Origin of the sequence: Gemmiger qucibialis (assembly GCF_027689445.1) — a bacterium.
Lineage (GTDB): Bacteria > Bacillota > Clostridia > Oscillospirales > Ruminococcaceae > Gemmiger > Gemmiger qucibialis.
On record NZ_JAQFEN010000001.1, the window covers coordinates 205,429 to 219,904 of the forward strand.

12 protein-coding genes are annotated in these 14,476 nt (G+C 54.9%); 10 read left to right on the forward strand and 2 right to left on the reverse strand.

Features of this window, described 5'->3' with window-relative positions; genetic code table 11:
• The first annotated feature begins 1 nt into the window (after position 1).
• The 10 genes from PG062_RS00935 to PG062_RS00980 all read left to right on the forward strand — a co-directional run bounded on the left by PG062_RS00935 (position 2) and on the right by PG062_RS00980 (position 13,117).
• The gene (locus PG062_RS00935) at positions 2–427 is read left to right on the forward strand and encodes a PrgI family protein (protein ID WP_156072400.1); all 426 of its coding nucleotides are present in this window, start codon (positions 2–4) and stop codon (positions 425–427) included.
• Positions 354–2,756, forward strand: coding sequence for a VirB4-like conjugal transfer ATPase, CD1110 family (locus PG062_RS00940; RefSeq protein WP_270750632.1), 2,403 nt, complete (start codon positions 354–356; stop codon positions 2,754–2,756). Before PG062_RS00935 ends, PG062_RS00940 begins: the two co-directional genes overlap by 74 nt.
• On the forward strand, positions 2,753–3,649 hold the full coding sequence (locus tag PG062_RS00945) for a DNA cytosine methyltransferase (protein ID WP_270750633.1): 897 nt from the start codon (positions 2,753–2,755) through the stop codon (positions 3,647–3,649). The genes PG062_RS00940 and PG062_RS00945 overlap by 4 nt, the downstream gene beginning before the upstream one ends.
• The gene (locus PG062_RS00950; RefSeq protein ID WP_270750635.1) at positions 3,646–5,622 is read left to right on the forward strand and encodes a C40 family peptidase; all 1,977 of its coding nucleotides are present in this window, start codon (positions 3,646–3,648) and stop codon (positions 5,620–5,622) included. Before PG062_RS00945 ends, PG062_RS00950 begins: the two co-directional genes overlap by 4 nt.
• Positions 5,623–5,640: 18 nt before the next feature.
• A complete protein-coding gene (locus PG062_RS00955) occupies positions 5,641–5,892 on the forward strand; it encodes a DUF4315 family protein (RefSeq protein WP_015537333.1) in 252 nt (83 codons plus the stop codon).
• A complete protein-coding gene (locus PG062_RS00960) occupies positions 5,882–6,604 on the forward strand; it encodes a DUF4366 domain-containing protein (protein ID WP_098922183.1) in 723 nt (240 codons plus the stop codon). Before PG062_RS00955 ends, PG062_RS00960 begins: the two co-directional genes overlap by 11 nt.
• Positions 6,601–8,673 carry a DNA topoisomerase 3 gene (locus PG062_RS00965; protein ID WP_270750644.1) on the forward strand — a complete coding sequence of 691 codons (2,073 nt, stop codon included), beginning with the start codon at positions 6,601–6,603 and terminating at the stop codon, positions 8,671–8,673. Before PG062_RS00960 ends, PG062_RS00965 begins: the two co-directional genes overlap by 4 nt.
• 97 nt (positions 8,674–8,770) lie before the next feature.
• Positions 8,771–11,965 carry a YodL domain-containing protein gene (locus tag PG062_RS00970; RefSeq protein WP_270750646.1) on the forward strand — a complete coding sequence of 1,065 codons (3,195 nt, stop codon included), beginning with the start codon at positions 8,771–8,773 and terminating at the stop codon, positions 11,963–11,965.
• 3 nt (positions 11,966–11,968) lie between these two features.
• Entirely contained in the window at positions 11,969–12,913 is a 945-nt protein-coding gene (locus PG062_RS00975) for a hypothetical protein (protein WP_456298749.1), read from the forward strand.
• A 3-nt stretch (positions 12,914–12,916) separates the two neighbouring features.
• Positions 12,917–13,117, forward strand: a complete 201-nt coding sequence (locus tag PG062_RS00980) for a transposon-transfer assisting family protein (RefSeq protein WP_270750647.1) — start codon at positions 12,917–12,919, stop codon at positions 13,115–13,117.
• A gap of 117 nt (positions 13,118–13,234) precedes the next feature.
• Here PG062_RS00980 and PG062_RS00985 read toward each other — a convergent pair whose 3' ends face one another.
• Positions 13,235–13,450, reverse strand: coding sequence for a hypothetical protein (locus PG062_RS00985; protein ID WP_005935981.1), 216 nt, complete (start codon positions 13,448–13,450; stop codon positions 13,235–13,237).
• A 20-nt stretch (positions 13,451–13,470) separates the two neighbouring features.
• Positions 13,471–14,373, reverse strand: a complete 903-nt coding sequence (locus tag PG062_RS00990) for a BRO-N domain-containing protein (RefSeq protein WP_270750648.1) — start codon at positions 14,371–14,373, stop codon at positions 13,471–13,473.
• Positions 14,374–14,476: the final 103 nt, after the last annotated feature.

Here is a 14,476-nt window from a genome sequence, read left to right on the forward strand (position 1 = left end):
AATGGCGTATGTGACCGTTCCCAAAGATTTGACCCATGTAAAATCCAAAGTCTTATTCGGGCTGACCAAGCGGCAGCTGGTCTGCTTCGGCGGTGCGCTTTTAACGGGCGGACCGCTTTATTTTTTGGCCCGGAACTATCTTTCCAACAGTGCAGCGGCCCTGCTGATGATTTTTGCCATGCTGCCGGGGCTGCTGTTCGCTCTGTTCGAGCGGCACGGCCAGCCCCTTGAAGTGGTGATTCAGCAAATGATTCAGTGCTGTTTCCTGCGCCCCAAGGAAAGGCCCTATCAGACCAACAATGCTTACGCCGCCCTTGTGCGGCAATACCAAATGGAACAGGAGGTAAAGGCCATTGTCCAGAAAAACGACACCCCGCGAGACCGAAAAGCCCAAAAAGCTCACCCGCGCCCAGAAAAAAGAAATTGATGCTGTTCTCCGCAAGTACAAGGGTGATGGCAAGCCCCGCACGGCACAGGCCACCATCCCGTATGAAGCCATCTACCCGGACGGTGTGTGCCGCATTGACCGACGCACATTCTCCAAGTGCATTGCCTTTGAGGACATCAGCTATCAGCTGGCCCAGCCGGAAACGAGGACCGCCATCTTTGAACACCTGTGCGACCTGTACAACTATGTGGATGCCTCCATCCATGTGCAGCTTTCGTTTCTCAATCGCAAGGTTGACCCGGTGCAGTACGCAAAAAGTTTTGAGATCGCACCGCAGGGGGATGATTTTGACGACATCCGCGCCGAGTACACCGCCATCCTGCAAAAGCAGCTTGCCAGCGGAAACAACGGCATTGTCAAAACCAAGTACCTGACCTTCACCATCGAGGCAGACAATCTAAAAACCGCACGGGCGCGGCTGACCCGCATTGGTCTTGACCTGCTGGGCTATTTCAAGACCATGGGCTGCGTGGCGCATGTCATGGACGGACAGGCGCGTTTGGAGGTGCTGCACGGCATCTTCCACCCGGACGGGGAACCGTTCCGCTTTGACTGGGACTGGCTGGCGCCCTCCGGCCTGTCCACTAAGGATTTTGTGGCCCCGTCCTCCCTCTGCTTCGGCACGGCCAAGACTTTTGGACTGGGCGGCAAATATGGAGCTGTGAGCTTTTTACAAATCCTTGCGCCGGAACTTTCGGATGAAATGCTGGCCGATTTTCTCAAAACGGAAAGCGGCATTCTCGTCAATCTCCATGTGCAGGCCATCGACCAGACCGAGGCCATCAAAACCATCAAGCGGAAGATCACAGACCTTGACGCCATGAAGATTCAGGAGCAGAAAAAGGCTGTCCGTTCCGGGTACGACATGGACATCCTGCCCAGCGACCTTGCCACTTACGGCGAGGACGCCAAAAAGCTGCTGAACAAATTGCAGACCCGGAACGAACGGCTTTTCATGCTGACCTTTCTTGTGCTGAATGTGGCCGACACCAAGCAAAAGCTGGGCAACGATGTGTTCCAAGCCGCAGGTGTGGCACAGAAGTATAACTGCTCGCTTGTCCGGCTGGACTACCAGCAGGAACAGGGCCTTGTGTCCAGCCTGCCGCTGGGCATCAACCAGATAAAGATTCAGCGCAGCCTTACCACCTCCAACGTGGCGGTGTTCGTGCCCTTTGTGACGCAGGAACTTTTCCAGAGCGGGGCAGCCATGTACTACGGCATCAACGCAAAATCCCACAACATGATCATGCTGGACCGCAAGCAGGCCCGGTGTCCCAACGGCTTGAAGCTGGGCACGCCCGGCAGCGGCAAATCCATGAGCTGCAAGTCCGAAATCGTCAGTGTGTTTTTAACGACTGCTGACGATATTTTTATTTCAGACCCAGAGGCCGAGTATTATCCGCTGGTCAAGCGGCTGCATGGGCAGGTCATCAAACTTTCGCCCACCAGCAAGGACTATGTGAATCCTCTGGACATCAACCTGAACTACTCCGAGGATGATAGCCCGCTGGCTTTGAAATCGGATTTTGTGCTGTCGTTCTGTGAACTGGTTATGGGCGGCAAAACAGGTCTGGAAGCGATTGAACGCACCGTGATAGACCGTGCCGTGAAAGCCATCTACCGCCCCTATCTGGCGAATCCCTGCCCGGAGAATATGCCGATTTTGTCTGACCTCCACCAAGCCCTGCTCGACCAGCACTTGCCGGAGTCGGACCGGGTAGCGCAGGCATTAGATCTGTATGTGTCCGGCTCGCTGAATGTGTTTAACCACAAAACGAATGTGGACATCCACAACCGGCTCGTGGCCTTTGACATCAAAGAGTTAGGCAAGCAGTTAAAAAAATTAGGGATGCTCATTATCCAAGACCAGATATGGGGCCGCGTCACCCAGAACCGCAGCCAAGGCCGGGCCACATGGTATTTTGCAGACGAGTTCCACCTTTTGCTGAAAGAGGAACAGACCGCCGCGTACAGTGCCGAGATTTGGAAACGCTTCCGCAAATGGGGCGGTGTGCCCACGGGCGCCACCCAGAATGTGAAGGACCTTCTTTCTTCGCCGGAGATCGAGAACATTCTGGAAAACAGCGACTTCATCACGCTGCTGAATCAGGCATCCGGCGACCGCAAAATCCTGTCGGAACGGCTAAACCTCTCCGCAGACCAGCAGAAGTACATCGACAATTCCGAACCGGGCGAAGGACTGCTGATCTTTGAAAATGTGGTGCTGCCGTTTTCCAATCCCATTCCGAAAAACACCCAGCTCTATAAAATTATGACCACCCGGCTCAACGAGGTGGTGGAGCTATGAGCCTAACGCATTTCAGTTTGTTTTCCGGCATCGGCGGCATTGACCTTGCCGCAGAAGCGGCGGGTTTCACTTCGGTCTGCCAATGCGAGTGGGCGGCATTTCCCGCCGCTGTGCTGGCAAGCCACTGGCCGGAAGTGCCCCGTTTTCAGGACATCACCACCGTAACAAAGGAGGCTTTCTTTGAAAAAACAGGACTTCACACCGTCACCCTCATTTCAGGCGGCTTCCCGTGCCAGCCGTTCTCCACCGCAGGGCGGCAGCGCGGCTTCTACGATGAACGCTATTTGTGGCCCAAAATGCTGCGCGTTATCCGGGAATTGCAGCCCCGTTGGGTGCTTGGAGAAAATGTTGCTGGCTTCCTCCGTATGGGGCTCGACAAAACGCTCATTGACTTGGAGCAGGCAGGTTACGATGTTCGGGTTTTCGTATTACCTGCTGCTGCCGTTGGCGCGTGGCACGAACGGAAACGGGTATTCATCATCGGCTCCGCTGCTTCCCACACCCCTTGCCAGCGACACCGGGGATGTGGGCAAGGGGCTGGACATCCAAATCTCTGCGAATGGCAGTTACCGCAAGATGAACAAGGATGGCAAGGCGTGGACGGCGCGGCTTTCCCATGTGGTCTACCGCATGACCCCCACCACGCTGGAAAAGCCCTACCTCAACCCGGACTGGGTAGAGTGGCTGATGGGTTTCCCGCGCAAATGGACGGACATTCCCTTTGGGACAAAGAACCTGCCGACATCCCGCGCCTGACCGAGGATGTGCCGAACCGCAGCAAGCGGATGAAAACACTGGGCAATGCAGTTTCGCCGCCGCAGGTGTTCCCGATTCTCAAATACATTGCGGACATTGAAACGGGCCGCTGTCCGATGGGAGGTGAAGAACTTTGAAAGAATTGCAGGCAAAAGCCAAAGTCACCCAGACCATGACCCGTGACGGTCTGGTGGTGGAAAATCAAGCGGACGGCACTGTAGAAAATGTTTCCAGTCGGGAAACGGAACAGGACTACTCCACGGATGCCGAGGGCAAGGCCGAAAAAATTCTGGAACGGGCCGAGGACGTAAAGGACAAGCACAAGGCAAAGAAAAAAGCTAAACAAGCTGCGGAAACCGCCGAGAGTGAAGATGGCCTGCACCGTTCCGCTGCCCGTTTGGAATTGACCGAGGAAGAACAGGCAGACCCGGCGTTGCAGCCGTATATCCAAAAGGCGGGAGCGAAAGCCGACAAACTGGATGCAGCCCGCGCTGCTCTGCCCAAAAAGCGTGTCCCGGTCAAGGAAAAAGTCTACGATGCTGCCAACGGCAAGACAAAATCCACCCTGCGCTTTGAGCAGCAGGACAAAGGCCCGCCCAGCCTGAAACCAAACCCGGCCAGCCGCCCACTGTCGGAAGCGTTGCTGTTCGCTCACGGAAAAATCCATGAAGTCGAACACGAAAATGTGGGCGTGGAGGGTGGCCACAAGGGTGAAGAACTGGTGGAGCATCAGACCGCCAAGGTCATCCGCAGCGGCATCCGGCACCACAAGATGAAGCCTTACAGGGCCGTGGAAACGGCAGAACGGGAATTGCGTTCGGCCAACGCGGAGTATTTCTATCAGAAATCTTTGCGGGACAATCCGCAACTTGCGCAGTCCGCCAGCAATCCCATTTCCCGGATGTGGCAGAAACAGCGTATAAAGCAACAGTACGCCAAAGCTGCACGGCAGGCCGGACAAGCCGCCGCACAGGGTGCAGCCACTACCGCAGAAAATGGTTTCCGGGTAACAAAGCTGGCAGCCGAAGGCGGCGAACGGGTAGCCGAATTTGCTGCCCAGAACTGGAAAACCATTCTGATCGTGGCGGTGTTCGGTCTGCTGGCTCTGCTCTTGATAACGGGCTTGCAGTCCTGCACGGTGATGGCGGGCACCGCTGGAACCGGCGTGACGGCATCCTCTTACTTTTCCAAGGACAAGGATATGCTGGGTGCAGAGAAAGCCTACGCCAAGCTGGAACAAAAACTGCAACGGTATCTCGACACCTACGAGGCCACCCACAACTACGATGAATACCATTTTTATCTGGATGAAATCGAGCATGACCCCTATGTGCTGATCTCGATTTTGTCCGCGCTCCATGATGGCGTTTTTACATTGGCCGAGGTGCAGGGCGAACTTGAAATGCTCTTTGAAAAGCAATATATCCTGACCGAGACTGTGACCATGCAGATACGTTACCGTACAAAAATGATGGTCATTATTGGCCCGTATGGTGTGCCGCAGGTTATCACCTACCAAGAACCGTATGAATACTACATCTGCACGGTCAAGCTGAAGAACAAGGATTTGTCCCACCTACCCGTGGAAGTGCTGACCGAAGAACAGCTTAGTGCCTATTCGCTCTATATGCGCACGCTGGGTAACCGGCCGGATTTGTTCGGGCAGGCACAGTACCCCAATGCGTCCACCATCAAGCAGCCCACCTACTACGATATTCCCCCGGAAGCACTAAAGGATGATAGGTTTGCCGCCATGATGGAGGAAGCCACGAAGTACATCGGCTACCCGTATGTGTGGGGCGGCAGTTCGCCCAGCACCAGCTTTGATTGCAGCGGCTACATTTCGTGGGTGCTGAATCACTCCGGCTGGAACGTGGGCCGCCAGACCGCACAGGGCCTTTACAACCTCTGTACTCCTGTTTCGACGGCGCAGGTCAAACCGGGCGACCTTGTGTTTTTCAAGGGAACCTACGATACCCCCGGCGTGAGCCATTGCGGTATCTATGTAGGCAATTCCATCATGCTGCACTGCGGCGACCCTATCTCTTACACAAACCTCAACTCAAAATATTGGCAGGAACATTTTTACAGCTATGGGCGTTTACCGTGACGCCAGAAAGGATTTTGTATGGCAAAAAGACTTTCCCGCATTGAGCGCGACATCGAACGGCTCAAAGAAAAAATCAGCGAATACCAGCAGCAGTTGAAAGAACTGGAATCTGCAAAGACTGAACAGGAAAACCTGCAGATCATTCAGCTGGTGCGCAGCATGAACATGAAGCCGGACGAGTTCGCGGCCTTCCTGCGCAGCGGTGCGTTGAATGCTGCACCCACCGCCACCCCGTACCACAAACAGGAGGATGCCGCCGATGAAACCTGACAACTGGAACCGCTTCGCTGCCGGACTGCTGGCTATCCTGCTCTGCCTCTGTTCGTTCTCCATGCCTGTTTTTGCAAGCGGCACTGACCCTGCCCCGGAACCTCTGCCAGAAATTGCCGAGGAAGAACCGACTACGGGCGGCATGGAGCCGGAGGGCGTGTCCATCACGCCCAAAGGCAACGCAACACTGGTGGATGATTTTTACGGCGACAAGCAGCTTATCACCGTGACCACCAAGGCCGGGAATTATTTTTACATCCTGATTGACCGCGCCAACGAGGACAAGGAAACTTCTGTCCACTTTCTGAACCAAGTGGACGATGCCGACTTGCTGGCTCTGCTGGATGAAGAACCGCAGACCGCCGAGGTCTGCACCTGCACCGTGAAATGTGAGGCCGGAAACGTCAACGAAAACTGCCCCTTGTGTGAAAAGAGCCTGCGCAACTGCACGGCCCCGGAAGCGGTGAAAACCGACACCGAAACGCCGCAGGAAAAGCCCAAGTCCAACATGGGCAGTCTGATGATCCTGCTGGTGCTGGCTCTGGCGGGCGGCGGCGCGGCCCTCTATTATTTCAAGTTCCGCAAGCCCAAGGCCGATACCACCGGGCACGATGATCTGGACGAATACGATTTTGGCGAGGACGAGGATGCAGACGAGGAACCGGCTGAAATCGAGATTCATTCGGAGGACGGACAGGAGGACGAAACATGAGCTTTCAGCTGGTGATCGCCGAAAAACCCAGTGTGGCCCGCAGCATTGCCGCCGTGATCGGGGCCACTGAAAAGCAAACCGGCTATTGGCAGGGCGGTGGTTATTTGGTCAGCTGGTGCATCGGGCATCTGGTGTCCTTTGCCGAGGCGGGCCAGTACGATGAAAAATACTGCAAGTGGAAGTATGAAGATTTGCCCATCCTGCCCCAGCCGTGGCAGTTCATTGTCCCGGACGAAAAGAAACAGCAGTTTGAAGTTCTGCGTGCCCTGCTCAACCGCCCGGATGTGGACAGTGTGACCGCCGCGACCGATGCAGGCCGGGAGGGAGAACTGATTTTCCGTTTCGTCTACCAAATGGCCGGCTGCACAAAACCCGTAAAGCGGCTCTGGATTTCCAGCATGGAGGATGCCGCTATCCGGGAGGGCTTTGCAAACCTGCGCCCGGATTCGGATTATGATGCTCTGTATCAATCGGCCCTCTGCCGTGCAAAGGCGGATTGGCTGGTGGGTATCAATGCAACGCGGCTGTTTTCGGTGCTGTACCACAAGACTCTGACCGTGGGCCGCGTACAGACCCCGACATTGAAAATGCTGGTGGACCGGGATGCAAAAATCCTGCGCTTCCAGAAAGAAAGGTATTACACAGTCGGCATCCAGTCCGGCAGTCTGAAAGCAGACAGTGGGCGCATTGCGGATGCAGAAACCGCAAATTCTCTCAAAGAAAAATGCACAGGTGCAAATGCAGTCTGCACGTCCATTCGGCGAGAGAAAAAGGCGGAACAGCCGCCCAAACTTTATGACCTGACTACCTTGCAGCGGGAGGCAAACCGCCTGTTCGGCTTCACGGCAAAGCAGACCCTTGACTATGCCCAGCAGCTTTATGAAAAGAAACTGCTGACCTATCCCCGCACGGACAGCCAATATCTGACCGAGGACATGGGCCAGACGGTACAACATCTTGTGTCTGATCTGCTGGGGCTGCTGCCCTTTGCCCAAGGACTTGTGCTGACTGCGGAAGTGGGCCGGGTACTGAACAGCAAAAAGGTATCGGACCACCACGCCATCATTCCCACTGCTGAATTTGTAAAACAGGGCTTCACCGGCCTTGCGGAAAGTGAGTGCAAGCTGATGAACCTTGTCTGCGCCAAGCTGCTCTGCGCCGTGGCTGTACCCCATGAATACGAAACCGTGGCCGCCGTGTTCTCCTGCGCCGGGAACGAGTTCACCGCCAAGGGAAAGACGGTGCTTATTCCCGGTTGGAAAGAAATCGACCAGCGGTTCCGCGCCACCCTGAAAGCCGATACCGAGGAAGAAGTTTTGAACGCACTGCCGGAACTGGCCGAGGGACAGAACTTTTCCGTGACAACTGACATTTTGGAACATTTCACATCCCCGCCGAAAGCCTACACCGAAGATACGCTCCTGTCAGCAATGGAGCGGGCCGGGGCCGAGGATATGCCGGAGGAAGCGGAACGCAAGGGGCTGGGTACTCCGGCCACCCGTGCGGCGATTCTGGAAAAGCTGGTGCAAATGGGCTTTGTGCAGCGCAAGGGCAAACAGCTTGTCCCCACCAAGGACGGCATCAATCTGGCGGTGGTTCTGCCGGAAAGCCTGACCTCTCCCGTCCTGACCGCCGAATGGGAAAACCGCCTGACCGAGATTGCCAAGGGCAACGCAGACGCGGACGAGTTCATGGCCGAAATTGAAGCGCAGGTGCGCCAGCTGGTCAAGACCTATTCTTGTATCAGTGCAGATAAGCAAAACCTGTTCCAGTCGGAACGGGTTATTATCGGCAAGTGTCCCCGGTGCAGTGAAAACGTCTATGAGGGCAAGAAAAACTTCTACTGCGGGAATCGTAGCTGTCAGTTCGTGATGTGGAAGAATGACCGCTTCTTTGAGCAGCGCAAAAAGGCGTTCACACCGAAGATCGCCGCTGCTCTGCTCAAAAACGGTAAGGCAAAGGTCAAGGGCCTCTATTCCGAAAAGACAGGCAAAACCTATGATGCAACGGTGCTTCTGGCAGATACGAGAGGCAAGTACGTCAATTACCGGGTAGAGCGCAAAGAGTAAGGCAAAAATACGAGGGCCGGTTATGGTAAGGTGAAGCATTCATTTTGCCATAACCGGCTCTCTCTATCCGTAGGATAGCAAAAAGGAGTGTGACCAAATGAGCGAATTATTTTCCATCCAGCTGCAAAATCGGCAGCAGCAAGGCGGAGATGGCGTCTGGCTGGACCTGCCTACCACAACCGAACAGGTACAAGCGGCCCTGCGGCAAATCGGCATTTCGTCCGATAATCCGCAGGGCCTTTTCATTTCCGGCTACTTTGCCGAGGAAGAAAAACGCTTTGCAATTCCTTATAACATGGTGCTGGCATCCAATGTGGACGAACTGAACTTTCTGGCATCACGGCTGGAAACACTCTCTACCGGGGAACGCGCAGAGCTGAACGCCGCCCTGCAAGCCCCGCAGAGTGAGCTTTTCAGCATCGGGAGAATCACCGACTTTCCCGAAAACGTGGACTACTATGTGCATCTGCCGGATGTGCGCGGGCCTGCCCAACTGGGCGACTACTATCTGAACCGTTCCGGCATGGTGGATATGCCGGACGAATGGAAAGGCGGCATCAACACAGCCCAGTTTGGCCGCTTTGTGGCCCAGCAAGAGCAGGGCGCATTTACCCAGTACGGCTACCTTGTCAAAAGCGGGGACGCATGGCAGAAAGTCCACGAGGGCCAGCCCGTGCCGGAGGAATACCGGGTGCTGTCCTTTCCCGCGCCGGAAGTCATGCGGGATGCAGCCAATATCCCGCCGCCTGTTCAACCTGAAACAGAACCGCAGAAAGTTATCCCCATTATCCTGAACGGCAAGGACAGCGCAGAGCGCATGAAAGAAATCACGGACCGGTTAGAAACGGGCATTCAAGAATTATTCGACAGTGACCGCTACAAGGCCTACCTCACCACGATGGCGAAATTCCACAATTACAGCTTCAACAACACCTTGCTGATCGCCATGCAGGGCGGGCAGCTGGTGGCGGGCTTCAACAAGTGGAAAGACACGTTCCACCGCACCGTAAAGAAAGGCGAAAAAGGCATCAAGATTCTGGCTCCTGCGCCGTACAAGGTCAAGCAGAAGATGGAAAAGCTGGACGAACAGGGCAAGCCGATTCTGGACAAGGACGGCAAGCCGCTGACCGAGGAAAAAACGGTACAGATTCCGGCGTTCAAGGTGGTGTCCGTGTTCGATGTCAGCCAGACCGAGGGCGCACCTCTGCCCTCTATCGCGGTGAATGAACTGTCCGGCAGCGTGCAGGACTACCAAGATTTTTTCAAGGCATTGGAGCAGGCATCCCCGGTACCCATCGGGTTTGAGGACATCGAGGGCGGGGCGCATGGTTACTTTCATCTTCTCGACAACCGCATTGCCATCCAAGAGGGCATGAGCCAGTTACAGACCATCAAGACGGCCATCCACGAGATTGCCCATGCCAAGCTCCACGCCATCGACCCCAACGACCCGGAACAGACCAACCGCCCGGACAGCCGCACCCGCGAGGTGCAGGCCGAAAGCGTGGCCTATACTGTCTGCCAGCACTATGGGCTGGACACGTCTGAGTATTCGTTTGGCTATGTGGCTGGGTGGAGTTCGGGCCGGGAACTGGCGGAACTGAAAGCCTCTCTGGAAGTTATCCGCAGCACAGCCCATGAGCTGATCTCTGCACTGGACGAACATCTGGCAGAGCTGCGCCAGCAGCGGGAAGCAGACCTTTCTGCTGCACAGGAGACTGCATTTGTGCTGGACAGTGGCAACACCCTGTTCATCCAGACCTGCGATTCCGGCTATGACTACACTCTGTATGGCCCGGACCACACGGCTCTGGACGGTGGGCAGCTGGACGCGCCCGGTCTGACCCTGCCAGATGCCGGGCAGGAAGCACTTAATCTGCTGGGGCAGACAGCCGCAGTGTCGGAAGTCCTGTTGGGCGACAAGCTGGCGGCGTTCCAAGAGGCGGCGGAAAAGGCAAACGAAATTCCCACGCCCATTAAAATTCCAGACCCCGCCGCAGAGCCTACGGTCACGGTTCTGTGGAGTGAAAGCGACAAGCTGCAGGACGGCGAAATCATGCCGCTGTCCGTGGCAAACCGAGTTTTTGAAAAACTGGACACCGCCCAGCACACGGACCGGGAAAAGGACGGCTACACGGGCGGCTGGTACGACAAGACCGCATTCCGTATTGATTTTACCCTGAACGGCCAGCCCGACAACTACGAGGGACGGCAAGATTTTGGTGACGGAGAGGGTTCTTTGGTTCAGCATATCCAGAACTACCACGAATACTACGCCAAGGACGAGAACTGGAAAAATTTTGTTCTGCACAACAAAGGCCCGGAAGCGTGGGAACAAGACAAGGCAGAGCGGGAAATGGTGCTGACCGAGTTTATCCCGTACCTCAAACAACATTGCAATCTTTCCGCTATGGAGCAGACCGCCGCCACCGCTTTGCAGGAGGGGCAGAACATTTCGCCGGAACAGGCGGCCTATTACAACGCTGTTGTGGCCTATGTGCAGGACTGCCGCCCGCTGCTCAACCAAGGCCAGTATGACTTGCCGGAACCGCCCAAGCTGGCCGACTTTGACCAGACCTTGCAGGACTATAAGGCACAGGTACAGGCCGAGATCGCGCAGGAAGCTGCCGATGCTGGAATGACCGTAGAGGAATACGCAGCGGCAGGCTTTGAAGCACCGCAGCAGGACAGCTTTTCCATCTACCAGCTGCGCAATGAAGATTCCACCCGCGATTACCGTTTTGAGCCCTACGACCGCCTGCAGGCCGCTGGTTTGTCCGTGGACAAGGCCAACTATACGGAGGTTTACGCCGCGCCGCTGGCTGCTGGCACCACGTTGGAGGACCTCTACCGCACGTTCAACGTGGACCATCCGGCAGATTTCAAGGGACACTCACTGTCTGTTTCGGATGTGGTGGTACTGCACCAGAATGGGCAGGACACCGCCCACTACTGCGACAGTGTGGGCTTCCAGCAGGTGCCGGAGTTCTTGCGGGAAAATCCGCTGCGTACCGCAGAACTTTCCACCGAACAAAACGAAAATATGATTGATGGCGTGCTGAACAATACGCCCTCTCTGGGCGAATTGGAGGCCAAAGCAAAAGCCGGAGAACAAATCTCTCTGACGGACCTTGCCGCCGCAGTCAAGGCCGAAGAAAAGGCACCAAAAGCCAAGAAGTCCCACACGGCCAAGCCGAAAAAGCCATCCATCCGGGCACAGCTGGATGCCGCAAAAAAGGAGCAGAGCAAGCAAACACCGCCACGGGAAAAGACAAAGGAATTGGAGGTATAAGCCGTGCAAAAATTTGAAAATATGGATGTGATCGCTGCGCTGGAAGCCATTATGCACCAGAACACCGCATACTATCAGAGCGATTTTGCCTATGACATCAAGATGCTGCGGGAGGCCGCCCGCAGCGACCAGCCGGAAGATAAGCTGCTGTTGTGGCTGTCCCGGCCTTCTGGAACATTCTGCTTCCGGGAACGGGACGTGCTGCTCAAAGACACGCAAGCCTACAACACATGGAAATTCTGCGGCGAACAGACCCATGACAGGATTCTTGCCTATGCGGTGGAGCTGACCGGCGCGGCCAACGGAACCGTGCAAGGCAATCTGTATGAACTGGACTATCAGCAGCACTTCCAGCACATCCGGGAAGTCGCCCTGCCCGTGGGTGCCAATCGTCTGATCTACGAAAGCGGGATGCGGGAGATTGGCCCGAAAAAGCATTTCGACAGCCGCCCGGACAAATATTTCGGGGAGTTCGTGCGGTATGAAATGCAGCCCCGTGACCCGGAACTTCTGCAAGCGGCCATCCGGCAGGAGCAGCGCAGCCGGGAACCGGCACGGCCCGGTGATTTCAAAGAACATCTTGCGGCACTGCACACCGGGCTGATTGAGGCCGAGGCCCAGCGCATTGCGGCAGACATGAAACGGCTGGCTGCTCCCAACAGCCCGGACAAGAATCATTTTATGGTGGAGGTATCGCCCTATTTTACCAAACTGGCATCCAGCCGGGACACGGACCAGCTGCTTGCCATGCTGCCGTACAAATCCATGCACCTTTCCAGCGTGAAAGACCGTTTCGGCATCTATGCGCTGGTTGACAAAAAGGAGAACCGGGACAGGGGCATCCGCAAGCCCCGCGCTTCCGTCCGCAAGCAGCTTTCCGAAACAAAGCAGGCCGCCAGCCCGAAAAGGGCAGCGGCCCGCAGCAAGCAACACGAAATGGAGGTCTGACGCATGAATTTCAGCGTGGAAGAAGAAAATTTGATCTGTATGTACCACACTTCTGACCGCCGCCGAACGATGGCGCGGATGCTGGCCGCCCTGCCGGATATGGACACCGAAATGCGGCGGCTGGCAAATGGCACCATTGCAAAGTTGGAGCACATGACTGATGCGGACTTTGACGGACAGAGGTTCGATTTTACGGGTGAATAATACCGTCAGCTTGACAATGACGCATTATTTTTAATCAAAGTAATGTGTCATTGTCAAAACGAAAATAGCCGGACACGGTGGCCTTGTGGCTGCTGTGTCCGGCTGTTTTTCTGTCAATCACTTTCTGATAAAGCGAATGATATTCCCGTGTACCGAAATGTATTTTTCTTTTTCCAATGTTTTTATATCGTTGTCAAAACTCGCCGTTACGCCTTGAATTACGCCGGGCTGCTCAGGCGGGAGGTATCGTTGCTTTAATTCTTCATAAGAAATTTCCCCTGCCGCTGAAATAAGGGCTAAAAGTCCCAGATTATAGGGTTCAGTCATTTTCATATTAAATCCTCCAAATCTTATTATTTTTCTTTCTTTTCGGCAGACTGCTCCGGCAGTTCGGCGGCATCTTCTACAATGTCGGTCACAAGCTGCTGGAAGTCAAACGCATTCTTTTCTGTGATAACAGGCTTGCCGGTTTCCGCTTCAAGAGCCTGCCGCGCAATGCCGGCCACCTTGCCGCCGCGTTTGGCAACCTGCTTGTTTTCTTCAAAGGTCTGTGGCTTTGCAGTTTTGGAAATATCCGTGGTGGAGGCTTCCGCCAGCATGGTCAGCACAAGTTCCAAATCAGTCATATTGTCCCGGAGATTTTCTTTCGTCAGACCTTTCAGCCGCTTGTACTGCCCTGTGGTCATGCCAGACCATGCGCGGGAGATTTCATCGGTCAGGATAGCATACTCCTTGCCCTTTTGCACTCCACGCTTCTTCCATTCATCCGTCAGTTCGTTTCGGATGCGGATTGCCAAAAGCCGCTGATGAATCCATTCTTCGGAGTAGCCTTTTTTCAAATAGGTATCAAGCGCGCGGTCGATGGCCTGCTCCGGGTCGATGGTTTCCTCGATGCGTTCCTTGCCTACCATTGCCAGCCATGCCTTGAACGGTTCAGCTTTCGGGGACGGGATGGACTGTATAATGCGCAGGAGTTGTTCAGTGTTGGCAACATCAGTTTTACGCTTTTTTCCATCTGTTGCCGTCATTTTCAACTGCTGACAATTTGTCAGCAGTTCATCTGCGCCTTCTTCTTTTAGACGCTGTTTGAGTTTTGCCCAATAGTTACTTGCACCGCGCGCAGTAGTTTGGTCGGTCAAAACTGCAATAACATCTGTAATCGAAAAATACCATTCTTCCTTTTCTGCATCCCATGCAGTACGGATTTTCTGATCTTCAAAAAGCTGGATGGAGCTATTGTCTTTCACTTCTGCCATAGAGGGTTCCTCGCTTTCGTTGTCTAAGTCTATTTTACATGATTTCGGGTGGAAACGCCACCCGGTCTAAGCGTTTGGAGTTCAAAAATCCGACCAATATTTT